The organism is Mycobacterium intermedium, assembly GCF_002086275.1.
Lineage (GTDB): Bacteria > Actinomycetota > Actinomycetes > Mycobacteriales > Mycobacteriaceae > Mycobacterium > Mycobacterium intermedium.
The window spans coordinates 29302-55130 of record NZ_MVHT01000028.1 but is presented as its reverse complement, the minus strand read 5'-3'; the positions used below and the strand labels follow the sequence as shown (position 1 = coordinate 55130).

Below are 25829 nucleotides of genomic sequence, written 5' to 3'. Positions count from 1 at the left end.
CCTCACTGTTATTGCCCCTCAGGCGAATTCACCTGTAGACGCAGCCCGCCCGCGTCGTTGAAGGTCGACTCCCAGAAATCCATCCAGTGCCCCCCGTTGACCCTGACTCCGTACAGGGGCTCGGTGGCCGGCTCCAGGACAGTGGCGAAAGTACCGAGCGGCCCGGACAACATATCGATGTACTCGTTGATGTTGGCCACCATCGTGGGCACCGGAGCACCCGGCGCGAAGGTACCGTCCGCGGCGTTGGTGTACTCACCGGTGTTGCGCACCAGCTTGGTCAAAGCCAACAACGCGGGGGGCAACACCAGCCCGGCCTGGCGCAGCGACGCGTCGGCGTGGACCGCGTCCAGATCGTCAACCAGCGTGAAGACGTTGCCGAAGACCGTCGTAAGCAGCTGCTTCTTTTCCAACTCCATTTTGGAAACCAAGCCCGCAGTGATAGCCAGCGAGTCCAAAGTCGCGTCATTGCCCGCAAAAATCTCCGAAACCGTGGTCACGATGCTCTGCACGTGATTCGGATTGATTACCGAAAGTAGGCCATTGGCCTTGGCGAGTAATTCACTCACCGTCACCGAGGGTGCGACCCGATCCGCGGGAATCACCGCTCCGTCGCTGAAATACGGCGGGGCAATGTGTTTGGTCTTGAAGTCGATGTACTGCTCGCCCACCAGTGACAGGTTCTGGATGCTGATCGCGCTGTTGGCCGGTACCGGATAGGCGGGGTCTAGGTCGATCGACACCCGCAGGCCGCTTGGGGTCGCCTGGACACCTGTGACGCGACCCACCTGGATGCCGCGCATCGTCACTTGCGATGTGGGCAACAGCCCGCCCGACTTGTCCAGCAAAAGCGTTACTCGAGTGGGCTTTACGGTCGGGTTCTTCTTCAAGACTTCGAGCGACAGATACGCCACCCCGAACACCGTCATGACCGCGAGCAGCACCAAAGTCGTTGTGGCTTTGAACCTCATGGCAGTAGCCCCATTGTTCGCATCGCGGAAATCGCCTGGTCCGCCTTGTCTGCGGGGTCCACTTCCGGGGGGCCCTGCGGCTGATGAACCTGCGTGACACTGAATTTCGGACCGCCGTTGTTGAAGAACGGGATCAGCTTGTCGCGGATCAACGCGTTCCACTTGTCGACGTTTACCGGCACCGTGGTGTCTGCCGTCGCGATCGAACCCACCAACGGGGTGACGTAGGAGAGCATCTGGATGAAGTCGGGCGCGTGCGGCACCAACAGATCCGCTCCGCCGCGGCCGAGACCTTGGAGATAGACCAGGAGTTGAAGGATGTCGGGCAATACGCCGGTCATTGCGTTGATGTTGCCCGGGCCGTTGGCCATCAAGCTGTCCAGAACTGCCGCGTCGGCGTGCAGAGTGCTCGTGACGCTCTCCGCGCTGGCGAGGATTTCATCGATCGTCGCTTGGTTTGCCGCCAGGTCGTGCAGCACGCCGGTCAGCTTGTTGCGAATTCGGATCTGCTCGGACGGGTCCTTCGGAAATGCGTTGTTGAAGTTGACCAGTGACTCTTGCAAGGTGGTCAGCGTTCCGCCGGATACCAGGTTCGACACCCCACGCAGGATGTTCTCGACGTTGTCAGCCGGCGTGGTGTTGCGCAACGGAATGGTGTCGCCGTCGCGCAGCGGCGTCGGGGCCGGGTCGTCCGGCGGCAGCAGCGCAATGTAAATGTCGCCCAGGACGGTGGCCTGACGAAGTTCGGCGCGCGTATTCTGCGGCAGCGTAGCGGTGTCGGAGATGTCGACATAGGCGACCGCCGTGTTGCCCACCAGTTCAACCCGGTTCAGCACACCGACACGCACGCCGCCGTAGTCCACCTTTGCCTTGGCCGGCAGGTTCAAAACGCTGGAGAATTCGATCTTGACGCTGAATTTGCCTCCCGGAACATAGGAACCGGGCACCGGCAACCGGGTCGGGTCCAGCGCGCACGCGCCCGTCAGACCGATCACCAAAGCACTCATCAGCACGCTCAACCCGCGCATCATTCGCCCCGTCATGACAGCGCGTTCCCCAGGATGAGGTCGGTCAGACCGAGGGTGACCGGATCCGAAGCGGTGCCGGGCGCGCACGCCGCTTCACTACCCGGCGTTTTCCGCTCGCGCAGCACGCTGCAGATCGCACTGACCTGTGGCGGCGAAACCGCCACCTGCGGCGGCAAATACGGGACATTGTGCGTTCCCCACGACGGCGGGACCGTATCGGTGACCCAATTGCTGAACTGCGACCACGAATTGATGGTCCCGACAATGTTCGGGGTATAGGCGTTGAGAATGTCCCTGAGCCAGGGGATCAGTTTGTCGGTGATGTTGTGATACACCCTGGGCGCGAATCGATTCAGCGCATCTACCAAGATCGGCAGCGCGTGCGCGAGATCGTGCAGCGCCGATCCGAAGCCGTCGGCGAGTCCTTCGATCATCGCGAGGCTGCCAGGCAGGGTGACCAACGCGGTCGCGACGTTGCCCCAGTTCTGCAGCAAAGATGAGGTGAGCAGCTCGCCGTTGTCGACGAGTTCGCGGGTGTGGGCGTCTGCCAGATGCGGGTCGCCGATGATGGTGACCAGATCGCGCAGCGTCTGATTGAGCTCCGTGCCGGTGCCTTCCAACGAGCGACTCACCACGCGGAGGGTGTCGTTGATGGCTTGGGCGCCCGGCGACTTCGACGGGTCCGTCCCCGGCGGGGCGTCCAGCAAGTTATCCACCAGTTTGTCCGCGGCCGCAAAGGTTTCGCTGATGCCGAGCGGAGTCTTGGTGCTTTCCAACTTGATGCACTGCGAACCGGTGAATTTCGGCCCACCGCTGTAGGGCTTGGTCAATTCGACATGCCGGTCCGTGACGATCGATTGTGAGTAGGTGACGGCCCCGACGTCGGCCGGGAGGTCGAGGTCCTTGGGGACGGTGAAGTCGACCTGCACGAAGTCGGGTTTGTTCGTGACCGCCGTTACCCCACCCACTTCGATGCCCAGCAACTGGACCTTATTACCCGGGTAAAGGCCGACGGCGTCGGTGAATTCGGCGCACAACGCCTTGGTGTCGTTCATCTTCGGGAGCGCCAGTTTGGCTCCGGTCACACCGGCGGCAATCAACGCGGCCGCTACCACCACCGCAACGAAAAGGCGTTTCCTGGTCATATCAGCAGTGCCTCATGAGGTTGGGCAGACAGAGGTCTTGTCCGGGTACCAGGAAATGGTCATTCACGGCGACGCCGTTCCCGCTGAGCATCGGCACCACGATGTTGAGGATCTGCCCCAGGCCGTCGGCGGCGCGGCCGATGCGGTCGGGGTGGGTGAACAGGGTGTCGAAAATGTCGTCGATACCGTTGACCGAGGGCGCGACCTCGCGGCTATAGAACACCATGATGCGGTCCACGATGCGGGTCAACTCGCTTAGCAGCGTGAAGAACTCGATGATGTCCACTGCCCTAGACGTATAACCGCGCCCGACCAAGGCGAATTGCTCGATCAGCGCGAGAAGATGCTCGCGATTGGTGGTTAGGGAACTGATCGCATCGTTGACAAAGCCCAGTCCGCGATCCACGTCATCGGACATCCTGCTCAAGAACCTGGTCAGCTCATTGGCCGAATGCACGATCTCGCGCAACGCGTTGGGATACTTGTTGGCGGCGTTGGCTACCTCGGTGAAGGTGTCGTGCAAGACCTTGCCGTTGACGTCCCTGACCAGCGGGGTCACCGACTGAATGAGATCGCTGGTCTCGAACGCGGCTTTGACGTGCCCGGGTGGAATCACCTTCTGCCCCAACGGCACCGCACCCTGGGAGCTAAGCGCCACGTAATGCCCGCCCACCGGCGTCAGCAGCCTGACTTCGAGCGTGGACTCCGAACCGACGAAGACCGAGTCCTTCACGTTGAACTTGATCTGCACAAGATTGCCCGCGAGCTTGACGCTGGTGACCTCCCCGACCGGCACCCCGGCGATGCGCACGTCGTCACCGCTGCGCACACCGCCCGAATGGGTGGCATTGGCCGTATAGCTTTTCTCGCCAAGGGGATTGAGGAAGGCAACGACGGGGATGACCAGCGCGATAATGATGACGATGATGCCGATGACGCCGTGCCGACGACTGCGTTTCGCCGTTTCACGGTCGTCGAGGACCCGGCCCCAGTTCTTCCCGATGTGCGCTCTCACTGCTGGCACACCACCAAATCCTGCTGCCCGAAGGACACTTCGCCAATGTTGGGCAGGTGAACCTCACCGTTGGTGCAGGTAAAGGTGGGGGTGGTTGGCCCTTCGTCGACAAGTGAGCCGCGCAGTCCCTCGATCAGGGAGGGCACCAGCGACAAGCCGGCGATGATCGTCGGCGTCTGCGGAAACATCCGGCTCACCAGGTCGTAGGCCGGCACTGTCGTTCCGTCAAACGTGCGTTCGGCGTATTGCAGGGTGTGGACCAGACTGCGCATCAACGGCAGTTCGATGTCCAGCGAGGTATTGAAGTCGTTGGCTTTGGCCGTAAAAGAGGCCAGCAACCCGTTCAGTGTGCTGATGACGCGGAACAGCTGCTGGGACTTGCCGCCTAGATCATTCGATATCTCGCCGAGGTTGCGTAGCAGCACCTTGATGGCGGACTGCCGGTTTGCGGCGAACGTCGTGATGGTGTCCAGGTCGTGCAGCAGCGGGCCGAGGCCGCTGTCATCACCCTGGATCAGCCGGAGCAGGTTTTCGCCAAATTGATTGATCTGGGCCGCGTCGAGCGTGTCGAACACCGGGCGGAATCCGTTGAACAGCTTGGTGATGTCGAACGACGGGATGGTCTGCCCGACGGGGACGGTGGCCCCGGTGGCCAGCCGTTCACCCGCGGCGCCAGATTGCACCAGCTCCAGGTAGCGCTGTCCCAGCAGATTCTGGAATCGCACGGCGACGACTGTGTCCTTGTACACGGGGTGGGCGCTCAACGCGGTGAAATCGACCCTGGCCATCTGGCCTTCGAGGCGGATCGCCTCAACCTTGCCTACCTGCACGCCGGCGATTCGGACGTCGTTGCCAGCGTCCAGGCCGGAAACGTCGGTGAAGACCGCCGAGTAGTGGTTGACCGTTCCACTGACCGGATTGCGCAGGGCGGTCAGCAGCATCAGCCCGCACACCGTGGCGACGGTCGTGAATAGCGCAACCCAAAAGACAGAGCTGGTCAGCTTTTTCATTCGTCACCCCCTGGCGGCGGTCCAGGCAGCCCAGGCGGCGGCCCAGGCAGTTCTGGCGCAGGCCCAGGCAGCGCAGCCGCGATGCCCGGCGCGGTGTTCATGATTACCTCAACGCGCATCCGCACGTCGCCGTCGACCATCGGAAACGCGGTGCTGGTGCGATCGAGTAACCCGGAGATGCGGTCGTAGGCCGGCGCCAGGCTGCCCAGCGCGTACATCCCGGGGACCGCGGCGTTCATCGTTCCGTTCATCAGCGGGATGAGCCACGGGTTGTTCCGCAACACGATGTCGCCGACATCGCCCAGCAGCTGGCCGGTTTGGCGCATGACCAGGTTGGTGCGGTCCACGCCACCCGGCGCATTCAGGAAGCTCATCGAATTGACCAGGTCGGGTGCCAGGTTCAGGGCGGGGAGAACCGGGCCCAGACCGTTCAAGAACGACGCGAGCACCGAAAGCGAGTGCGACAGCGGCATTGTCTGCGAGTCGGCGAGGATCTTCGCGATGTCCAGCCCTGCCTTGGTGGCCGGCTCGACGAGATCGGCGTGGTCGCGCAAGACTTCGATGACGTGATTGAGCTCCGGTGTGTCGAGAATCCGGCTGAGACGTTGACCCTCACGCAGCAACTCGGTAATCGTGGCCGGCTGAACGTCGGTGCGCACCGTCAACGTCTGATTCGGACGCAACGGAGGCCCCTTGCCCTCGCTGACGAGCTCAACCTCGGTCGTGCCAAAGAGATTCGACGAGGTAAACCGTGCGATCGTGTCTGACGTGAGCGCCTTCGCCTGGCGAGGGTCGAGCAGCACCGTCATTCTCTGTTTGTTGTAGCCGATGGTTTCGAGTTGCTTGACCGACCCAATGGCCATGCCGTGGAACTTCACCTCGGCCCCGGGTGCCAATCCCTCGCCAATTGTGTTGGCGATCATGGTCAATTTGAAGGTGTCGACATACTTCCCGGTGGTCGCCTGGTACACAAAGACGCCCCCAACGGCCAGCACCACGGCGACAATCAGGCCGCGGAGTCGCAGCGTGCCGACGCTGGGGGGCCGAGCGGTTCGGGTGAGAAATGTCGGCATGGCCTACCCCGACAGCCTTAACCCGGGGTTGTTGCCCCAGAACAGCAAGGTCAGCAACATGTCCGAGACCACGATGGTGATCAGGCTGGCGCGGATCGCCCGTCCTGAGGCGCGTCCGACGCCCTCCGGCCCGCCGCTCGCGTAAAACCCCTCATAGCAGTGGATCCCGATGATCAAGACGACGAAGACGACCGCCTTGATCGCCGAGTACACCACGTCGGATGGCTGCATGAACATGTCGAAGTAGTGGGTGTAGGTGCCGGACGCCTGATGCAGGCTCACCATCAGCGCGCAGGACAGATAGCTCAACGCCAGCGTGAACAAGTACAGCGGGATGATGGTAATGATCCCGGCGAGGACGCGGGTAGTCACAACGTAAGGAATGGCCGGGATGCCCTGAACCTCCAGTGCGTCGATCTCTTCTGCGATTCGCATGCTGCCGATTTCGGCGGTCATCCTGGTGGCGGCCTGGGCCCCGAAGCCGATGGCCGCGACCATCGGCGCCAGTTCCCGCGTGTTCGCGTAGGCAGAGATGAAGCCGGTGAGCGGACCCATCCCGACCATGTCCAGGACGGCGTAGCCGACGAGCCCAACCGCGCCACCGATCGCGACACCCATGAACGCCAGCACGCCGATGGTGCCGCCGCCGACGATGATCGAGCCGTTGCCCCAGATCATGTCGACCAGAATCGTCCCGGTTTGCCGCCGGTAGCGCGTGATGGTGCGCGGCAGCGAAGCGATCACTTGGGCCAGGAAGGTGGCCTGGTGACCGAGGCGTTCGAAGACTGACCCGCCGCGGTTGAACACCAAATAGCCGGCCCGCAGCGACGCGGCCATACCGTGCGGCATATGCCGCGATGGGGCGGCCATCAACCCACCTTCGTTGGCATGAACGTGGCAACCAGAGCGGTGATGCCCAGGTTCAGAACGAAGACCGTAACAACGCCCAGCACAACGGCCGCGTTGACCGAGTCGGCCACGCCGCGCGGGCCGCCCTTGCGCGTCTCAAGGCCGCGCTGGCAAGCGATCAGGGTGACGATGATGCCGAAGAGCCACGTCTTGGCCAGCGCCACCCCGACGTCGCCAACGGTCGCATACGACCCGAAGGAGGCGATGTAGCTACCCGGGGTACCGGACTGGTAACCCACGTTGACCACGTAGCCCGCCGCCAGGCCCATGAAGATGATGAAGATGCAAAGCACCGGTGCAAGCAGGATGATCGCGGCCAGACGCGGCGTGACAAGTCGTTGGACCGGGTCGATGCCCATGACCCGCAACGCATCAACCTCGTCACGAATGGAGCGTGAACCCAGGTCGGTGGTCATCGCCGAGCTGGCTGCGCCGCCCAGCAGCAGTGCCGCCATGATCGGTGCGGCTTGGCCGATCACACCAAGGCCGCCGACCGCGCCCGAGATCGACGTCGCACCGATTTGCTGAATGAGGTTGCCGACCTGCACCGCGATGATCACTCCGAAGGGGACGGCTATCAGCAACGCAGGTATCGCGGTGACACCGACGATGAACGCGGCCTGGTTAAGCGTTTCCCGCCACGGATGGCGAAGTCGAAGGATGTCGGTGCTCAAGTAGATCAGGGACTGCGCGCCCAACTCGAAGAATCGGCCGAGGGTCTGCAGACCTTGGTCGGTCCGCCGTACCAACCAACGCCATGGCCCGGCCAGCGTCGCGAGGCGGGGCCGCCCGGGCCGCCGTACCGGCGTGGCCGGGGCTACCGGAGCAGGTGGCTGAGCCGAAGCTTTTGTTTCCGCGAGTGAACTCAACAGCACCGACTCCCTGGCGCGCGACGGCCCGTATCAGTCGCTACCGCCGACAAAGCCAGCTCTGCACACAAAAAACATGGCTTTGTACAGATTCGCGACATTCGAGGTTCCCTTGATCAACGCCGGGTTAGGAGTGATGAAGGGATGGTATTGAGTCCGCATAGTGCCGCTGAGTACGTTATTGAATAGAGACGTAACAGTTATACAACCGTTATAGTCGTGTCTGTCCACATTTTTGACAGCACTCTCCTGCGCGCCATTTATCGCTTCTGCAGGTTTGGTGATAGTTGCGACCGCCGATGGCAAACAAGCTGTTCAGACGGGCTAACGACGGCGCGGGAACCCTGGCTTGTGCGACCCGGGACGGCCCCTTTACACCGGCCGACGAAGTTCGCTCGTCTCGCCCGCACCGCCCCTTTGCGTATCGCAGCTGAAGCGCTCTGATCAACGGGTGCCGAATATTGCCGTCCGATTGCTCGCGACGGTCCGACAAGCGGTTACACTTCGGACCACCACCAACTAATGTGATCTGACGCACAAGATCTGTGAGCAGGTAGAACATGAGCGAATCGAACGGCCAGACCGGCAGGGAGTTGGCCCAGGACGGCGAAACTCACCGCCCCGCCGAGTTGGAGGCGTACGCACAATTCTCTACCGCGCTTCGGGACGCGGCAGGCGTCGTCGAACACACGAGAGGCCTGTTCGTACAGACGTTGCGTGCGGTGACCCATCCGCGCGACGCGGTCACCGGATTCACGAACCTCATTAATTACCTGTCGAATTCGAACTCCGCGGTGCGTGAGATCGCGGCGGCGGCCAACGGCACGTCGCCCCGGGAGGTGGTTGAGATCGAGGCCGCCGTGCTACCCGCTGCGGCCCTGGACGGGGAGCAGAGCGCCCCGGAGTCCAATGGCTCGGCGGCCACGCCGGCCAAGACGTCGCCGGCGCCGGCGCCAGTCGAGCACGCCGAGCCCGCACCGGCCGCAGAAGGCAACAAGGGTGGGCTGCTGGGCACGATGAGCCGCGTCGCCTCCCGCCCGGTCGGCATGTTTGCTGAGACGCTGCGCCAGGTGCAACAGGTGCAACACGGCGTCGCACCGTCAGCGGCCATCGACAACGTCGTCAGCTCGTTCCTGGGCACCACCGGCGTCCGGGATGAAACCGCCGAGTTGAAGAAGCGGGGCGAGGCGCTAATTCGGGTTTCCTGTAAGCCCGAATATTCGCGTCGGGATGTGCATCCCTCATTTTCGAACATTCTCGACGAACTACTTCCGGACGAGGCGCGAATTCTTCGTTTTCTGGCCGTAGCTGGAACGCAGCCAGCTATCGATGTGCGGACGAAAACCCTCTTCCAGGTTGGTTCTGTCAAGTTAGCCGGTGGTGTCAACATGATCACCGAAATGGCGGGATGTAAATGGCTTGATCGGGGTTACCACTATCTGGCCAACCTTAATCGTTTGGGCTTGATCGACTTTTCCAAAGAGCCCGTAGAAGATTACCGGCGTTACGCGTTATTAGAAGTTCAACCGGCGGCCGTCGCGGCCATGGCTCGGGCACCGAGATCTATCAGTGTTTACCGCAGCATTTCACTGACATCATTCGGCAAGCAATTCGTGGCCGCGTGCATCGACACCGAAGGGTACAACGGCGGCGGTTGGGCTACCGACGGTCGTCAGGACAAGATCATCGGGAAGGGTCCGCCCAGCTGATTTGGGCTGATTTGGGGCGTTTACCACCCGAATAGCAGCAGGTGCAGCGCGCCCACTGCGATGCCCAACACCCCGCCGTGAACGTAGAGCAACCACGCATCTTGTTCGATGGCCGAATACAGCATCTCGGAAAACTCGTGCGGTGGCAGGGCACGGAATTTTTCGGTTGCAAAGTCCGCGATCTTCTTTTCCCGCCGCTCGCTGAACTCGTCGAACGACAATAATTCCGGCGCCAGCTCCACCGCCGCCAGACTGGCTTTCCGCTCCAGGACTCCGACGTTGACTATTCCAAGCGACCGAGCGGTCACGGTGGCTATCGGGGTAAGGAGCTGCTCGACTTCTTCCGCCACCGCTTCCTCGATAAGCAGAGCGGTCTTATCACCACTCGCTCCGAACAACAGCTCATTGGCGAAGTTCGGAACCGTCATCACCTCGCGGGCGAGCATGAGCGAAATTTCGGCGGCGGCCTCGTGCTGGCGCTTGGGGAACAGCCCCTGCTTCCACGGGTATCGGTAGCGGGGTTGCGGGTCACCGGGCTCGAAGACCACCTTGACCGCAAGGTAGTTGACCACGATCCCGATCAGCGCCGCGCCGGCAAGCACAACCAGCCACATCGGGATGGCGCTCAAGACGGGCGGATGGGCCTCGCGCACCCACGAGATGTAGAGAGCTAGCGGGATGCCGAAGAAGAACCCGAGGGCGCCGATCTTGATCATGAAGCGCAGCTCCGGGGCGCCCATGCCCTTGATGATGCCGACCAGAACCGCCGGGTTCCGGCGCAAGTGGTTGACCACCATCAACTTCACGTTCAGCAGGTCGCTGATATTGTCGCCGATCTTCGCGAACACTCGCCGTGAGATTTGCGGCAGCCTTTCGTCCAGGTTCCGCAGCGTCTGGTTCTGCACGGCGACAGGCAGGCTGCGCCAGAGCGTGCGGTGTTCGCTCTCGATGATGTCTTCGGCCAGTTGCCGGATATTCGGCCGCAAAGCATCCGCCAAGCGGTCAGCGAGCTCGGCCGGCCCAAGTTCCTCGTAGAAATCTCGAATACTGCCGATCCGAGCGATCGACATATCGACGATGAGGCTGGCCATTTTCTCGGCCCGACAGGGTATGAACCCTTGGAAACCCAGGATGCCGTTGGGCGCAAAAATCGGCAGGATCTGCACTTTGCGCGGTAGGAACGGGAACACTGCCCGCAACCCCGGCACGTAGAAACCGGTAAAGAAGACCGGCGCGAAGAGCATGATCACTCCGGTCCAGTTGGTGATCAGACCGGCGACCGCGCTGAAGATCGGGATGCTGACGAGATCGACGACAAACGCCGATTGGCCGGTCAGCTCCTCCCAATCGATGAACGGGCCTGAGGCGATAACGCTCATACTGCGTCCTCCGTGTTGCCGAGGCATGCGGTGCTTCTTAGGGGGTGACTGATCGTAACAGTCTGGTGCTCGCCAACGAATAGTCGCGACGAAATTCAGCAACGGCGTTCGAATGTAATGTTCGGAACGTCAAATCATTGGACAAGCGCCCACCCTATGCCAATGCCCAAGGACCCGATCGGTGCGTTACGGCAACCACAGCCCCGGATGCCGTCAGATCGAAAGCCGTTGGCAACTGCCTGAATCGAACGCTCGGAGTCGGTGGCGCCGGTGCCACCGCTGGCTACGCGTAAACGGGTGCTGTACACATTCAAATAAAAAATTGCAATATGCGGAGCGTCTTCGTGACTCACCCAATTCACGCCTTCGAGCCGGCCACAGAAATTGACCATTGGCGATGGCCGGCCGTCGCGGTATTGTGCAGCCGCATGAAGCCCGCGACCCTAGTCACCGCGGTCATTTTGATCGCCATTGCCGGGGCATTCTGTCCGTGGGCCCCGAGAGCCGCTGCCGATCCCAGGTACTTGCCACCGTGCGCGGTCACCGTCGCAGCGATCAATCCCAAGACCCAGCTGGCGCACTCGGACTGCCGGCTGCATGCCAACGATCGCGTCGGCGCGGATTTCGACGTGACCTACTTCAGCCTCCCCGAAGCGCCGGGACCCCGGGCGGTGAAAGTGATCGTGACGGACGGGGCCGGCGCGGTGGTCCAGACGATCGACGAGCTCCTCGAACCGTCTAGCCCGAGTGGCGTCGGATTACAGGATCTGGACGGGGACGGCCGCGAGGAAGTCATCATCCCGATTGCCCAGCATCTCTTCAACGGCAGTCCCAACACCCGTTTCTCGGTGTGGCGGGCGGAGGGCGACAGCACCCACTTCGAACGAACCCAGATGGTCGGCCAGGCCGCCTATCCCAGCGGCGACGGCTACGTCGTCAGCAACGGCGGATCGCCCACCAGCCGCGACCTCACCTTCTACCTGCCCACCGGCGCCGGGTTCACCCTCGTCCTGGTGCTGACCATCGAGGCCCAGCAGGTAGAGGCGGGCACGAATCGCGTCCTGACCGTGAATTGCCGTGCGCACAAGGTGGATAGCCTGCAGGCCATCGACATGGATATCGCCACCGCACAGGACACGTTCTGCGCGTCGCCGGCGGCTCGCGCCATTTGGCCTGACGCTCAACGCGTCTGATGCTGGGGCTTTGGCTTGGCGGCCTGGCGCGGCTTCGGCGTCGCCGAGCGTGGGGGTAAATGCCCCACCACCGCGACGCCAGGGCCATAAGCCACACACTCGACGAGCAGACGCCGGTCACGGCCGGTAGCGGCGTCGCCGAGCGTGGGGGTAAATGCCCCACCACCGCGACGCCAGGGCCATAAGCCACACGCTCGACGAGCCTCGCGAGTCACGGCCAGTCGAGGCGTCGCCGAGCGTGGGGGTAAATGCCCCACCACCGCGATGCGCGGGGCCATAAGCCACACACTCGACGAGCAGACGCCGGTCACGGCCAGTCGAGGCGTCGCCGAGCGTGGGGGTAAATGCCCCACCACCGCGACGCCAGGGCCATAAGCCCCACACTCGACGAGCAGACGCCGGTCACGGCCAGTCGCGGCCGGCGAAAGCCCTAGAGCCAAGTGTCTTGGGTGGTCGTCGTCAGGAACGCTTCCAGATCATCGCGCCATTGCGCCGGTGTGGTCTTGTCCGGTTCGATGCCGGTGTACTCCCCGCGGTAGAACAGCAGCGGGCGCGGCTTGACCTTGGGGACCTCGGACAGCGACTGCACCGCACCAAAGACCACGAAGTGGTCCCCGCCGTCGTGTACGGAGGCCACCGTGCAATCGATGTAGGCCAGTGAACCGTCGATGATCGGCGAGCCGAGTTCAGAAGGGTGCCAATCGATCCCGGCGAACTTGTCTGGCTCTTTGGACCCGAAGCGCGCCGAGACGTGCTTCTGACTTTCGGTCAGCACGTTGACGGCGAAGCGACCGCTGGCCTCGATGGCCTGCCACGACCGCGACACCTTGGTCGGACAGAACAGCACCAGGGGTGGATCCAGGGACAGCGCCGCAAACGACTGACAGGCAAACCCGATGGGCACGTCGTCATGCACGGTGGTGATGATGGTGATCCCGGTGCAGAACTGGCCCAGCACGCTGCGGAACGTGCGCGGGTCAATCGGCGCGGCAGTCATGACCTCGAGGTTAGCTCTTGAAGCCGATCGAGAAGTCGTGCCCCCACAGGCTGACCGCGGTGCTTTCCCGGGCGATCCAGTCGTCGTCGGCGACCTGCCTTCCCTCGCAACCGAATTCGACGTCGAATCCACCGGGCGTCTTCATGTAGAAGGACAGCATCAGGTCGTTCACGTGCCGGCCAAGCGTGGCCGACATGGGTACCTTCCGCCGCAAGGCCCGGTCCAAACACAAGCCGACGTCGTCGGAATTCTCGACCTCGACCATCAAATGCACGATGCCGCTGGGGGTCTGGCCCGGCATGAAGGCAAGGCTGTGATGACGAGGGTTGCAGCCTAAGAACCGCAGCCAGGCCGGCGCTCCATCGGCGGGCCTGCCGACCAACTGTGGTGGCAGCCGCATCGAGTCACGCAGCTTGAAGCCCAGCACATCCCGATAGAAGTGCAGCGTCTCGACGTCGTCGCGGGTCGTCAACACCACATGACCCAGGCCCTGCTCGCCGGTGACGAACCTGTGCCCGTACGGGCTGACCACCCGCCGATGCTCCAGCGCGGCACCGTGGAAGACCTCCAGGCCGTTTCCCGACGGGTCGGAGAATCGGATCATCTCGTCGACCCGACGATCGGCCAACTCCGCTGCGGTGGCCTCCTTGTAGGACACACCCTCAACGTCCAGTCGGTTCCGGATTTCCTGCAGCCCTTCGGCGTTCGCGCATTCCCAGCCGGCTTCGGACAACCGGTCGTGCTCCCCGGGCACGATCACCAATCGAGCGGGGAAGTCGTCCATGCGCAGATAGAGCGCGCCCTCGGTGGTGCCCTTGCCCTCGACCATGCCGAGGACCTTCAGGCCGTACTCCCGCCACGCGGCCATGTCGGTGGCTTCGATGCGCAGATAGCCCAGTGATCGGATGCTCATCTCGAACCTCCTAAGAAGTCAATGGTGAGCTTGTTGAATTCGTCGAACTTCTCCACCTGCGCCCAATGCCCACACTGCCCGAACACGTGGAGTTGCGCACGCGGGATGGTCTTGAGCGCGACCAGCGCACCGTCGAGCGGGTTGACCCGGTCTTCGCGACCCCAGATCAGCAGTACCGGCTGGCGTAGCTTGTACACCTCGCGCCACATCATGCCGAGCTCAAAGTCGGCAGCCGCGAACGACTTTCCCATCGCCTTGGTGGCCGCCAGAGATTCCGGCGTGCTGGCTAACTTGAAGCGCTCTTCGACCAACTCTGGGGTGATCAGCTTCTGGTCGTAGACCATGACCCGCAGGAACGCCTCGAGGTTCTCGCGGGTGGGCTCGATGGAAAACTTGCCCAGCCGCTTCACACCCTCGGTCGGGTCAGGTGCAAACAGGTTGATGCTCAACCCGCCCGGGCCCATCAGCACCAGCCGGCCGGCCAGCTCGGGGTAGTCCAGGGCGAACCGCACCGCGGTGCCGCCGCCCAACGAGTTGCCCACCAACGGAACTCGCTGCAGACCGAGCTGGTCGAACAACCCCTTGAGCGCCCGCGCCGCGTAGCGGTTGAACTGTCCGTGCTCGGCGCGCTTGTCGGAGTGTCCGTAACCGGGTTGGTCGACGGCGAGCACATGGAAGTGCTGCGCCAGCACCTCGATGTTGCGGGCGAAGTTCGTCCAACTCGACGCTCCCGGCCCCCCGCCGTGCAGCAGCACCACAGTGGGGGCGTTACCGATGCCCGCTTCGTGGTAGTGCAGCTTCAGCGGCCCGTCGACGTCGACTTCCGCGTAGCGCGACGTGGATTCGAACGTTATTTCTGCTGTCTGATTCGAGACTGAGGTCATGACCTAAACCATGGTGTCGCCGGGGGGCAACCCGAACTCGTGGTTCCCGAAAATCACGTATGCCCGTTCGGGGTCGTTGGCCGCGTGCACCCGGCCGGCGTGCGCATCACGCCAGAACCGTTGCACGGGTTGGTCATTGGCCAAAGCGGTGGCACCGGAGGCCTCGAACAGCCGGTCGATCGAGGCGATGGCGCGGCCGGTGGCACGCACCTGGTCGCGCCGCGCACGGGCACGCAGTTCGAACGGGATCTCCTTGCCGGCGGACAGCAGCGCGTACTCATCGGCGACATTGCCGCTCAGTTGCCGCCACGCGGCGTCGATGTCACTGGCCGCCTCGGCGATGCGAACCTTGGCAAACGGGTCGTCCTTGGCCTTCTCCCCCGCGAACGCCGCACGAACCCGCTTGCCCTGGTGCTCCACGTGCGCGTCGTACGCGCCGTATGCCATGCCGACGATCGGCGCCGAAATGGTGGTGGGATGCATGGTGCCCCAAGGCATCTTGTAGACCGGGGCGGTGTTGGTCTCGTACCCGCCCGCAGTGCCGTCGTTCATCGCCTTGTAGGAAAGGAACCGGTGCCGCGGCACGAAGACATCCTTGACGACGATGGTGTTGCTGCCCGTGCCCCGCAGACCCACCACGTGCCAAACGTCGTCGATGCGGTATTCCGAGCGCGGGATCAGGAAGCTGCCGAAGTCAACAGGTCGGCCGTCCTTGATGACCGGACCGCCCAGGAACGTCCACGTGGCGTGGTCGCAACCCGACGACCAGTTCCACGAACCGTTGACCAGGTAGCCGCCGTCGACCACGACACCGGCACCCATCGGGGCATAGGACGACGAGATCCTGGTGTTCGTGTCCTCGCCCCAGACCTCCTCCTGCGCGCGCTGGTCGAACAGCGAAAGGTGCCAGTTGTGGACGCCGATGATCGAGCTCACCCAGCCGGTGGACCCACACGCGCTGGCTATGCGGCGGACCGCTTCGTAGAACAGCGCCGGGTCACATTGCAGTCCGCCCCACTGCTCGGGCTGCAACAGGGTGAAGAAGCCGATGGCCTCGAGCTCGTTGACGGTCTCGTCGGGCAGGCGACGCAGATCCTCCGTAAGTTGCGCGCGCTCCCGGATCGTGGGCAGCAGATCATCGATGGCAGCCAAGACCGCCTGGGCATCGCGCTGTTGAATGGACGTCACTACGGTTGCCTCCTGAGAGAACACGTTTTCGGCTTAGGGAAAGACTAGAACACGTTCCGATTTGTGTCGAGCAGGGTATTCCTGCGCCTGGTAGCGGTATGAATCGGGTTATCTATAACATGTTCTAGTTGTCACGGAAGAGAGGGCAGGTCTTGGCTGAGGCTATTCCGGGGGACGTGGGCGGGGACATCGGCGCCGACGTTCCCGACGAACCGCTCGGCGACCACGTCCTCGAGCTGCAGATCGCCGAGGTCATCGCCGAGACGGACGATGCGCGGTCGCTGGTATTTGAAGTGCCCGACGGCCCGGGGGACCCGACCATCCCGCCGGAGCGGCTGCGCTATGCGCCCGGCCAGTTCCTGACGCTGCGCGTCCCTAGCGAGAAGACGGGCTCGGTGGCACGTTGCTACTCGCTGTGCAGTTCGCCGTTCACCGACGAAGCGCTGACGGTCACCGTCAAACGAACCGCGGACGGCTATGCCTCCAACTGGTTGTGCGATAACGCCCACAAGGGCATGCGCATCCACGTGCTGGCACCCTCTGGCACCTTCGTGCCCAAGACGCTCGACGACGACTTTCTGCTGCTCGCCGCAGGCAGCGGCATCACCCCGATCATGGCGATCTGCAAGTCCGCGCTGTCCGAGGGCAGCGGGCAGGTGACCCTGGTCTACGCCAACCGCGACGACCGCTCGGTCATCTTCCGCGACGCGCTGCAAGATCTGGCGACCAAGTACCCGGACCGGCTCACGGTGGTGCACTGGCTGGAATCACTGCAGGGGCTGCCGAGCGCCGCCGCGCTGGCGAAGCTGGCCCAGCCCTTCACGGATCGGCCCGCCTTCATCTGCGGTCCCGGCCCGTTCATGGAGGCGGCGCGCCTGGCCCTCGAAGCGCTGCAGGTGCCGCCCGGCCAGATACACATCGAGGTGTTCAAGTCACTGGAGTCCGACCCCTTCGCCGCGGTGACGATCGAGGAGACCGGCGACGAGCCGCCGGCCACCGCCGTGGTGGAGCTGGACGGCGAGACCCACACCGTCTCGTGGCCGCGCAGCGCGAAGTTGCTCGACGTTCTGTTGGCGAAGGGCCTCGACGCACCGTTCTCGTGCCGGGAAGGGCACTGCGGCGCCTGCGCCACCACGCTGCGCAACGGCAAAGTCAGCATGGAAGTCAACGACGTGCTGGAACAACAGGACCTCGACGAGGGGCTGATCTTGGCCTGCCAGGCTCATCCCGAATCAGACTCGGTCGAAGTGACCTACGACGAGTAGGAGCGCTGGTCACACCCTATGGGGCTGACCGAGGTGCCGGGTGACATCTTCAGCGGCGGCAATGGCGGTGTCGGCGGCCCCGGCGGTCAACAGGGCCTGTCAATCTCGTCAAGAATCTGCTTCGGTATGACTTAGCTACGACTCGTCGACGAGAGGACGCAGGATGAAGCGGCTGGTGACGGGCTTGACCGTCGCGGGATGCCTGATGACGTTCCTACCCACCTTCGCGGGTGCCCCGATTGCCGGGGCGGCGGCAAACACCGCCACCACGTTGTTCCCGGTCGATGAGACCACCCAGCTGGAGACGCACAGCTTCGTCAACTGCCACCCCGACGGCAACTGCGACTTCGTCGCGGGCGCCAACCTGCGCACCCCCGACGGCCCAGCCGGATTTCCGCCCAGCCTGTGGGCGCGGCAGACCACCGAGATCCGGCCGACCAACCGGCTGATGTATTTGGACGCGCACGCCACCAGCCAGTTCGAACGCGTCTTCAAAGAGGGCGGGACGGACACGATCACCACCGTCTACTTCGGTGAGGGTCCGCCGGACAAGTACCAGACCACCGGCATCATCAACGCGGTCAGCTGGTCGACGGGTCGGCCGATGACCAATGCGAACGTCATCGTCTGCACGCACATGCAGGTCGTCTATTCCGGCGTGAACCTCACCTCACCGAGCACCTGCGCGCAGGCAAACTTCTCTTAACGCCGAGATTGCCGGCACGGCTGTTGCGAGGCGCCGAACTACTGCCGTAGCGGCAATCTCGCCGGATACGCGGCCAGCACCGCCTAGCGGGGCAGGCCGAGAAGCCGCTCGGCGGCGACCGTGAGGAGGATCTGCTCGGTGCCGCCGGCGATGGTGAGGCACCGGGTGTTGAGGAAGTCGAAGACGGCTCGGTTGCGCACCAAGCCCCCACCGTCGGACACATCCATGGTGAACTCGGCCAATTCCTGCCGGTAGCGCACACCGATGAGCTTGCGCACGCTCGACTGCGAACTCAGATCGTGCCCGCCCAGGGCCAGCTGAGCGATCCGCTGGTCGAGCAGGGCACCGGTTTGGGCGAGCAAGATCAACCTGGCCAGCCGGTCCTGCTGGGCGACGTCGAGGTCGAGTTCGGCCAACACCGCGAGCAGCTCTTCCATCGGATTGCCCAACGCGGTCCCGTTAGCCATCGCCACCCGCTCGTTGGCCAGGGTGGTGCGGGCCAGCCGCCAGCCGTCGTTGATCTTGCCGACCACCAGCTCGTCGGGCACGAACACGTTGTCCAGGAACACCTCGTTGAACAGCGAGTCACCGGTGATCTCACGCAGCGGGCGGATCTCGATACCCGGTGATTTCATGTCCACCAGGAAGTAACTGATGCCCTTGTGCTTCGGCGCGTCCGGGTCCGTCCGGGCCAGGCACACGCCCCACGCGGCCTTGTGCGCCGCCGACGTCCACACCTTCTGCCCGGTGAGCAGCCAGCCGCCGTCGGTACGCACCGCCTTGGTCCGCAGCGACGCCAGGTCGGAACCGGCACCCGGCTCGGAAAACAGTTGGCACCAAAAGAATTCACCACGCAACGTGGCCGGGACGAAGCGCTCGATCTGTTCGGGCGTGCCGTGTTCGAGGATGGTCGGCGCCGCCCACCAGCCGATCACCAGGTCCGGCCGCACCACGCCGGCGGCGGCCAATTCCTGGTCGATCAGCAGCTGCTCGGCCGGGCCCGCGCCGCGACCGTACGGTGCCGGCCAGTGCGGGGCGAGCAAGCCGGCGTCGGCCAACGCAACCTGCCGCTTCTCCTCGGGCAGCGCGGCGACCTCGGCCACGGCCGCGGCGATCTCGGCCCGCTGGTCCTCAACGCCGGACAGGTCGACGCCGAGGCGACGACGGACGCCATCCTGCGTCAACGCGGTGACGCGGCGTAGCCAGTGCTCGGTGCCACCGAGGAAACGGCCGATGCTGTACGCGCGGCGCAGGTAAAGATGCGCGTCGTGTTCCCAGGTGCAGCCGATGCCGCCGAGCACCTGAATGCAGTCTTTGACGTTGGCCTTGGCGGCGGCGATACCCAGAGCGGCGGCCAGCGCGGCGGCAATGGCGAACTGGCGCGCTTCACCAGCCTCCCGGGCCTCCGTAGCCGCTCGGGCGGCGTCGGCGGCGGCCACCTCGGCCTGCTCGGCGCGGCACAACATCTCGGCGCAAATGTGCTTGATGGCCTGAAAGCTGCCGATCGGCTTGCCGAACTGTTCCCGCACCTTGGCGTAGGCGACCGCGGTATCCAGCGCCCACCGGGTGATTCCGGCCGCCTCGGCGGCCAGCAGGGCCGCCGTCAGGTTTTCGATCCGCTCTCCGGCCACGACGGTGGCGGGCGCATCCGTCAGCACCACCCGGCCCAGCGGCCGGGAGAAGTCGGTGGCCGACAGCGGCTCCACCGTGACGCCGTCGTCGGCGCCGTCGACGAGTAGCCAGTCCGCGCCCGCCGGCAGCAACACCAGCCCGTCGGGCACGGCACCCAATGCGAAAGCTGCCGTGCCCGATGCCCGCGACGTCGCTTGGTCGAATCGCACGTCACCCTTGAGCGCCACGCCCGCGACTCGCTCGCCGGACGCCAGTGCGGTCAGCAGTTCGGGATCACGGACCACCAGCGTGGCCAGTGCGGTGGTGGCGACCGGTCCCGGTACCAACGCCTTGGCCGACTCCTCGACCATCGCGCACAGGTCTTCGATGGTGGCCCCGCCCCCGCCGTGCTCCTCGGGCACGGCAACGCCCAACAACCCAAGCTCGGCCAGACCGGCGAACACCGGGCGCCAGGCGTCGGCGTTGCCCTGTTCAATTTGGCGGCTGGCAGCGGTCGCCGGCTCCCCGGAGGCCGCAGCGCGGGCCCAGTCGCGCACCAACTCGCGAACGGCGAGCTGTTCGTCAGTGACGGTCGCTACCACGTGCAGACCTCCGAGTCATTAAATTCACATCATAGTGAGCCTTTCATACCCACTAGAACGTGTTCTAATAGTGGAAGCAATCACCCGTCAAATCGGCGAGTGTTGCGCCAGTACACGTCCCTAAACGGACGGGACCCAGACTCCGTGGAGGTGGGAAATCTACGCACCACACGCGTATCGTTTGCGAACGGACCGCCCGCACGAGGAGTTGCCCGCCACATGTCCCCAGCGAACCCGCGCGAGGTCCTGAACATGGCGGTACTGGCCGAGTCTGAACTCGGTTCCGAAGCGCAGCGGGAGCGCCGCAAGCGCATCCTGGACGCGACCATGGCCATCGCCTCCAAAGGCGGTTACGAGGCGGTCCAGATGCGGGCTGTCGCCGACCGCGCCGACGTCGCCGTCGGCACCCTGTACCGGTACTTCCCGTCGAAGGTGCATCTGCTGGTCTCGGCACTGGGCCGGGAATTCAGCCGGATCGACGCCAAGACCGACCGCTCGGCGGTGGCCGGCGGAACCCCGTACCAGCGGCTGAGCTACATGGTCGGCAAGCTCAACCGCGCGATGCAGCGAAATCCACTGCTCACCGAGGCCATGACGCGCGCCTACGTGTTCGCCGACGCATCGGCGGCCAGTGAGGTCGACCAAGTCGAGAAGCTGATCGACAGCATGTTTGCGCGGGCGATGAGCGACGGCGAACCGACCGAGGACCAGTACCACATCGCCCGGGTGATCTCGGACGTGTGGTTGTCCAACCTGCTCGCGTGGCTTACCCGGCGGGCCTCGGCCACCGACGTGAGCAAGCGACTGGACCTGGCCGTGCGACTGCTGATCGGCGACCACGAGGGCAGCGCGGGTTAAGCCGGAGGGCCGGAGGTGCGGCCCCGGATCAGCTCGGTGTCCAGCAGTTCGACCACGGGCAGCCCGGACCGCGGTGGGCGTTGCACCAACTCGCCCGCGCGGCGTCCCTTTTGCAGGCTCGGCTGCGCCACCGTCGTCAGCCCGCGGTTGAGTGCTTCCGGCACGCCGTCGAACCCGGTGACGGTCAGCTGGCCGGGCACGTAGATGCCATGTGCCCGTAGGTAATCCATGGCCGACAAGGCCAGTATGTCGGCGGTGCACATCAGCGCGGTGATGCGCGGATTGGCCTCCAGCGCCACCTTGGCGGCGTCTCCGCCCGACGTCGGGAGGTGCTCGTAGCTTTCCACCACGGTCAGCGAACCCGGGTCGACGCCGGCCGCCGTCATCGCCTCCCAAACCCCCTTGATCCGTTCGCGCTGCACGTCGAACGTGGGTGATTGCAGCCGTTCGGCGTCGACGAGGTCCTGTCGGCGGTCCCGGCCCAGCCGCATGGTCAGCAGACCGATCTCGCGGTGCCCCAAACCGAGCACGTACTCGGCGATCCCGCGCATCGCGGCCCGATCGTCGATGCCCACCCGGGACACTCCCGGCAGGTCCTTGGGCTGGTCCACCACCACCACCGGAAGCCGGCGCTGCAACACCGCCTCGAGGTAAGGGTCGTCGTCGCACACCGAATAGACCACGAACCCGTCGACCCCGGCGGCGAGCACCGCCGCCTTGCCGTCCTCCAGACTGCGGCTCGGGCCCACCGCGACCAGCAGCAGCCCCTGGCCCTGCTCCTCACACGACTGCGCCACTCCCGCAACGAAATCCCGTGCCGCCGGGTCGCTGAACGAATACGTCAGCGCCTCGGTCATCACCAGTCCGACTGCACCTGCCTTGCGGGTACGCAACGATCGCGCCACCGGATCGGGACCCGCGTAGCCCATCCGCTTCGCAGTCTCGAGCACCCGCTCCCGCAGCTCGGGGGAAAGCTGGTCCGGGCGGTTGAACGCATTTGAGATGGTGGTGCGCGACACCTTGAGCTCGGCGGCCAGCGACGCCAACGTCGTATGCCTCCGCGGTGTCGGACTCACGCTCCGTGAGGCTACAACGGCTCCACGTGCAGGGCACGCGATGCCTCGCCCGATTTTCTAATGGAAACCATTTTCATTAATATTGGCCGGTGCGTACCCTTGTCTGCCTGCTGTGCGTCGGGTTCCTGACGGCGTGCGGCTGGGGTGGGTCTACGGGCGCAAGCTCGCATCCCGGAGCGGCCGTCTTGGTGGCGTCCACCGACGTGTGGGGCAGCGTGGCGCGCGCCGTCGCCGGCGGGCACGTGAGCGTCAAATCCATCCTCACCGGCGCCGACGCCGATCCACACGCCTATCAGGTCAGCGCGGCGGACGTCGCGGCGATCGCGGACGCCGACCTGGTGGTGTACAACGGCGGCGGCTACGACCCCTGGGTCGACCGGGTGCTGGCGGGCCACCCCGGCATCCAGGCCGTCGACGCGTTCTCGCTGCTGGGACCGCAGGCCGGAGCACCCGACGAGCACGTGTTCTACAACCTGGGCGTCGCCAAGGAGGTGGCCGCCACGATCGCCGACCGGCTGGCGACCATCGATCCTGGCAACGGCGCGGACTACCGGGCCAACGCCGCCGAATTCGGTCGTGGCGCCGACGCGATCGCGACTTCCGAACGCGCCATTGCCACCGCCCATCCCGACACCGGGGTGATCGCGACCGAGCCCGTCGTCAACTACCTGCTGGCGGCGGCCGGGCTGGTCAACCGAACCCCGTCATCCTTCACGACGGCCACCGCGCACGACAGCGACCCGTCCCCCGCCGACATGGCATCGGTGCTGGACCTGATCGACCGCCGCGAAGTCGCGGCGTTGCTGGTCAACCCCCAGACCTCGAACGCCGCGATCCACGGACTGCAGGACGCCGCCCACCGCGCTGGGGTGCCGGTGACGGAAGTGACCGAGACCCTGCCCGCCGGCATCGACTACCTGACCTGGCAACGCAACACCGTCGACCAGCTGACGGCCGCGCTGCGGTCGGCCGGCTGAGCCGCAGGCGTCCATGACCCACCACGTGGTGGAGCTGACCGGCGCACGGCTCGCGTTCGGTGAGCGCGTGCTCTGGGACCACTTGAACCTGTCGGTGGCGCCGGGCGAGTTCATCGCGGTCTTGGGCCCCAACGGCACCGGAAAGACGTCACTGCTCAAGGTGCTGCTCGGCCAACTGGCGCTGGACGCCGGCACCTTCTCGGTGGACGGCGCACGCATCGGCTATGTGCCGCAACACCATCCGATTGATCGCGAGGTGATGTTGCGCGGGCGCGACCTGGTCGCCCTCGGTGCCGACGGGCATCGCTGGGGCGTCGCACCGCTGCGCTTCAGCGGGCGGGCCCGCCGCCGCGAAGCCGTGCGGCAGGCGCTGCGACAGGTCAACGGCGAGCAGCTGGCCGACGTCCGGGTGGGCCTGATGTCCGGCGGGGAACTGCAACGGATACGCATCGCCCAGGCACTGGCCAGCGACCCGACCCTGATGCTGTGCGACGAACCCCTGCTGACGTTGGATCCGGCGCACGCCCGCCTGATCGCGGCGCTGATCGACCGTCGCCGACGGGAAGCCGGCACCGCCGTCATCGTCGTGACCCACGAGATCCACCCGATCCTGCAGTACGTGGACCGGGTGCTCTACCTGGTCGACGGCAGGTTCGAGATCGGCACCGTCGAGCAGGTGATGACCACCGAGACGCTGTCGGCGCTCTACCGGGCCGACATCCAAGTGGTACAGGTCAAAGGCCACTACGTCATCGTCGGCGAGGCGGCCGGCAACAGCATGGGCAAGCATGGGCAACCATGGGTAACGATGGGTGAGGCCCCGTGAACGAACGCCTCTCCGAGGTGCTGCACAACCTGTTCGCGTTCGAGCTCACCGCGCACCTGCTCCGGCACGACTTCGTCCAGCAGGCACTGGTAGCCGCGGCGCTGCTGGGGTTGGTGGCCGGGCTGATCGGGCCGTTCATCGTGATGCGGCAAATGTCGTTCGCCGTACACGGTTCCAGCGAGCTGTCGCTCACCGGAGCCGCATTCGCCCTGTTGGCCGGGTTTCAGGTGGGCGCGGGCGCGCTGGTGGGCAGCGCATTGGCGGCGGCGTTATTCGGCCTGCTCGGCCAGCGGGCCCGGGAGCGCGACTCGGTGATCGGCGTGGTGCTGGCGTTCGGCCTCGGGTTGGCGGTGTTGTTCATCCATCTGTACCCCGGCCGGACCGCAACCAGCTTCGCGCTGCTCACCGGTCAGATCGTCGGGGTGGGCTATTCCGGGCTGGCCATGCTCGGGGTGGTCTGTGCGCTCGTGACCGCCGTGCTGGCGATCTGCTATCGGCCGCTGCTGTTCGCCACCGTCGACCCGGAGGTGGCGGCCGCCCGGGGGGTGCCGGTACGCGCCCTGGGCATCGTGTTCGCCGCGTTGGTAGGGGTGGTGGCGGCCCAGGCCGTCCAGATCGTCGGGGCGCTGCTGGTGATGTCGCTGCTGATCACGCCGGCGGCCGCGGCCGCGCGCCTAGTCGCCGCGCCCACCGCAGCCATCCTCACCTCGGTCGCATTCGCTGAGGTGGCCGCCGTCGGCGGTCTCGTGCTGTCCCTGGCGCCCGGCGTGCCGGTCTCGGTGTTCGTGGCCGGTATCTCGTTTGTGATCTACCTGTTCTGCTATTTGCTGGGTCGGCGACGTTGATGCCCGTTTATGCTGGTCAAACTCACAAAGGGGGAAAGCAAGTGCGCAAGCATCTCGTCACGCTCGCCACGGTGGCGGGGGTGAGTGCCTTCGCTGTCGGCTGTACCAACGTCGTCGACGGAAATGCGGTGGCCGCCGACAAGTCCGGTCCGTTCAACCAGACCCCGATATCGGTCGACGACCTGGAAGGGCTGCTGCTGGACAGCGCCGAGATCAACCGCGAGTTGGGCGCCACGTCGATGAAGGTGTGGTTCAACGCCAAGGTGATGTGGGACTGGAGCAAGAGCATCACCGACAAGGACTGCCTGGCGGTGGACGGTCCCGCACAGAGCGCGGTGTACAACGGCACCGGGTGGACCGCGGTGCGCGGACAACGACTCGACGACAGCGTCGACGACTCCAAAAGGCGCAAACACTACGCAATTCAAGCCATCGTGGCCTTCCCGACCGCCCGGGATTCCAACAAGTTCTTCAACGACCAGGTGAAGAGCTGGAACGCCTGCTCGAACCGGCGGTTCCGCGACGCCAACCCGAATCAGCCCGACACCGTTTGGACGGTGGCCGGAGTCAGCAACGACAACGGCACGCTGACCACGTCGCAGGTCCAGGAGGGCGGCGACGGATGGACCTGCCAGCGCGCCCTGACCGTGCGCAACAACATCTCCATCGACGTCGTCACCTGCGCTTACAGCCTCCCGGGCCGGGTCGCCGTCGACATCGTGGACAAGATCGTCACCAAGGCTGCCAAGCTGTAGACCCCACCGCACCCGCTACGAGGAC

At 64.8% G+C, this 25829-nt stretch carries 24 protein-coding genes; 9 read left to right on the top strand and 15 right to left on the bottom strand.

The features are described 5' to 3' along the window. Positions 1-8 precede the first annotated feature (8 nt). The 8 genes from BST27_RS12320 to BST27_RS12285 are packed head-to-tail and all read right to left on the bottom strand — an operon-like array spanning position 9 to position 8026. Positions 9-971 carry an MlaD family protein gene (locus BST27_RS12320; protein WP_069419475.1) on the bottom strand — a complete coding sequence of 321 codons (963 nt, stop codon included), beginning with the start codon at positions 969-971 and terminating at the stop codon, positions 9-11. Further along, positions 968-2014: an MlaD family protein gene (locus BST27_RS12315; protein ID WP_232007286.1), complete on the bottom strand. Its 1047-nt coding sequence runs from the start codon at positions 2012-2014 to the stop codon at positions 968-970. The genes BST27_RS12320 and BST27_RS12315 overlap by 4 nt, the downstream gene beginning before the upstream one ends. Then, a complete protein-coding gene (locus BST27_RS12310) occupies positions 2011-3144 on the bottom strand; it encodes an MlaD family protein (RefSeq protein ID WP_069419474.1) in 1134 nt (377 codons plus the stop codon). The genes BST27_RS12315 and BST27_RS12310 overlap by 4 nt, the downstream gene beginning before the upstream one ends. 1 nt (position 3145) lies before the next feature. After that, on the bottom strand, positions 3146-4168 hold the full coding sequence (locus tag BST27_RS12305) for an MlaD family protein (protein WP_069419473.1): 1023 nt from the start codon (positions 4166-4168) through the stop codon (positions 3146-3148). Next, positions 4156-5169: an MlaD family protein gene (locus BST27_RS12300; protein WP_069419472.1), complete on the bottom strand. Its 1014-nt coding sequence runs from the start codon at positions 5167-5169 to the stop codon at positions 4156-4158. Before BST27_RS12300 ends, BST27_RS12305 begins: the two co-directional genes overlap by 13 nt. Continuing rightward, the gene (locus BST27_RS12295; RefSeq protein WP_069419471.1) at positions 5166-6242 is read right to left on the bottom strand and encodes an MlaD family protein; all 1077 of its coding nucleotides are present in this window, start codon (positions 6240-6242) and stop codon (positions 5166-5168) included. The genes BST27_RS12300 and BST27_RS12295 overlap by 4 nt, the downstream gene beginning before the upstream one ends. Positions 6243-6245: 3 nt before the next feature. After that, on the bottom strand, positions 6246-7112 hold the full coding sequence (locus BST27_RS12290; protein WP_069419470.1) for an MlaE family ABC transporter permease: 867 nt from the start codon (positions 7110-7112) through the stop codon (positions 6246-6248). Beyond that, positions 7112-8026, bottom strand: a complete 915-nt coding sequence (locus BST27_RS12285; RefSeq protein WP_079219652.1) for an MlaE family ABC transporter permease — start codon at positions 8024-8026, stop codon at positions 7112-7114. The genes BST27_RS12290 and BST27_RS12285 overlap by 1 nt, the downstream gene beginning before the upstream one ends. 554 nt (positions 8027-8580) lie before the next feature. On the opposite strand from BST27_RS12285, the gene BST27_RS33675 reads away from it, so the two are divergent. Next, the gene (locus BST27_RS33675; protein WP_069419468.1) at positions 8581-9729 is read left to right on the top strand and encodes an Abi-alpha family protein; all 1149 of its coding nucleotides are present in this window, start codon (positions 8581-8583) and stop codon (positions 9727-9729) included. A 20-nt stretch (positions 9730-9749) separates the two neighbouring features. On the opposite strand, the gene BST27_RS12275 is transcribed toward BST27_RS33675, so the two are convergent. Further along, positions 9750-11108 (bottom strand): DUF445 domain-containing protein, encoded by a 1359-nt coding sequence (locus BST27_RS12275; protein ID WP_069419467.1) that lies wholly within the window; start codon positions 11106-11108, stop codon positions 9750-9752. A gap of 428 nt (positions 11109-11536) precedes the next feature. Here BST27_RS12275 and BST27_RS12270 point away from each other — a divergent pair, with 428 nt between their 5' ends. Beyond that, entirely contained in the window at positions 11537-12301 is a 765-nt protein-coding gene (locus BST27_RS12270; protein WP_232007285.1) for a hypothetical protein, read from the top strand. Positions 12302-12731: 430 nt separating this feature from the next. On the opposite strand, the gene hsaB is transcribed toward BST27_RS12270, so the two are convergent. From hsaB to hsaA, 4 genes are read right to left on the bottom strand one after another with little or no spacing between them, the layout of a single operon-like run. Beyond that, positions 12732-13298: a 3-hydroxy-9,10-secoandrosta-1,3,5(10)-triene-9,17-dione monooxygenase reductase subunit gene (hsaB, locus tag BST27_RS12265; RefSeq protein WP_069419466.1), complete on the bottom strand. Its 567-nt coding sequence runs from the start codon at positions 13296-13298 to the stop codon at positions 12732-12734. A gap of 10 nt (positions 13299-13308) precedes the next feature. Further along, positions 13309-14211, bottom strand: a complete 903-nt coding sequence (gene hsaC, locus BST27_RS12260; RefSeq protein WP_069419465.1) for an iron-dependent extradiol dioxygenase HsaC — start codon at positions 14209-14211, stop codon at positions 13309-13311. Continuing rightward, positions 14208-15095, bottom strand: a complete 888-nt coding sequence (hsaD, locus tag BST27_RS12255; protein ID WP_069419464.1) for a 4,5:9,10-diseco-3-hydroxy-5,9,17-trioxoandrosta-1(10),2-diene-4-oate hydrolase — start codon at positions 15093-15095, stop codon at positions 14208-14210. The genes hsaC and hsaD overlap by 4 nt, the downstream gene beginning before the upstream one ends. Before the next feature lie 3 nt (positions 15096-15098). After that, positions 15099-16283, bottom strand: coding sequence for a 3-hydroxy-9,10-secoandrosta-1,3,5(10)-triene-9,17-dione monooxygenase oxygenase subunit (hsaA, locus tag BST27_RS12250; protein ID WP_069419497.1), 1185 nt, complete (start codon positions 16281-16283; stop codon positions 15099-15101). 188 nt (positions 16284-16471) lie between these two features. On the opposite strand from hsaA, the gene BST27_RS12245 reads away from it, so the two are divergent. Both BST27_RS12245 and BST27_RS12240 read left to right on the top strand, forming a co-directional pair. Beyond that, positions 16472-17548 (top strand): ferredoxin--NADP reductase, encoded by a 1077-nt coding sequence (locus tag BST27_RS12245; protein ID WP_139805127.1) that lies wholly within the window; start codon positions 16472-16474, stop codon positions 17546-17548. 163 nt (positions 17549-17711) lie between these two features. Beyond that, complete coding sequence (locus BST27_RS12240; protein WP_069419462.1) at positions 17712-18254, top strand: hypothetical protein; 543 nt, start codon at positions 17712-17714, stop codon at positions 18252-18254. 83 nt (positions 18255-18337) lie between these two features. Here BST27_RS12240 and BST27_RS12235 read toward each other — a convergent pair whose 3' ends face one another. Continuing rightward, positions 18338-20467 (bottom strand): acyl-CoA dehydrogenase family protein, encoded by a 2130-nt coding sequence (locus BST27_RS12235; RefSeq protein ID WP_069419461.1) that lies wholly within the window; start codon positions 20465-20467, stop codon positions 18338-18340. Between the two features lie 252 nt (positions 20468-20719). On the opposite strand from BST27_RS12235, the gene kstR reads away from it, so the two are divergent. Continuing rightward, the gene (gene kstR, locus BST27_RS12230) at positions 20720-21325 is read left to right on the top strand and encodes a cholesterol catabolism transcriptional regulator KstR (protein WP_170062306.1); all 606 of its coding nucleotides are present in this window, start codon (positions 20720-20722) and stop codon (positions 21323-21325) included. Here kstR and BST27_RS12225 read toward each other — a convergent pair. Continuing rightward, positions 21322-22401 (bottom strand): Rv3575c family transcriptional regulator, encoded by a 1080-nt coding sequence (locus BST27_RS12225; protein WP_069419459.1) that lies wholly within the window; start codon positions 22399-22401, stop codon positions 21322-21324. The genes kstR and BST27_RS12225 overlap by 4 nt on opposite strands. 107 nt (positions 22402-22508) lie before the next feature. Between BST27_RS12225 and BST27_RS12220 the strand changes: the two genes are divergently transcribed. From BST27_RS12220 to BST27_RS12205, 4 genes are read left to right on the top strand one after another with little or no spacing between them, the layout of a single operon-like run. Continuing rightward, positions 22509-23378: a metal ABC transporter solute-binding protein, Zn/Mn family gene (locus BST27_RS12220; RefSeq protein ID WP_372515524.1), complete on the top strand. Its 870-nt coding sequence runs from the start codon at positions 22509-22511 to the stop codon at positions 23376-23378. A gap of 13 nt (positions 23379-23391) precedes the next feature. Continuing rightward, positions 23392-24204, top strand: a complete 813-nt coding sequence (locus BST27_RS12215) for a metal ABC transporter ATP-binding protein (protein WP_069419457.1) — start codon at positions 23392-23394, stop codon at positions 24202-24204. Beyond that, positions 24201-25049, top strand: a complete 849-nt coding sequence (locus tag BST27_RS12210; protein ID WP_069419456.1) for a metal ABC transporter permease — start codon at positions 24201-24203, stop codon at positions 25047-25049. Before BST27_RS12215 ends, BST27_RS12210 begins: the two co-directional genes overlap by 4 nt. Positions 25050-25090: 41 nt before the next feature. Then, a complete protein-coding gene (locus BST27_RS12205; RefSeq protein WP_069419496.1) occupies positions 25091-25804 on the top strand; it encodes a sensor domain-containing protein in 714 nt (237 codons plus the stop codon). The last annotated feature ends 25 nt before the right edge of the window (positions 25805-25829 follow it).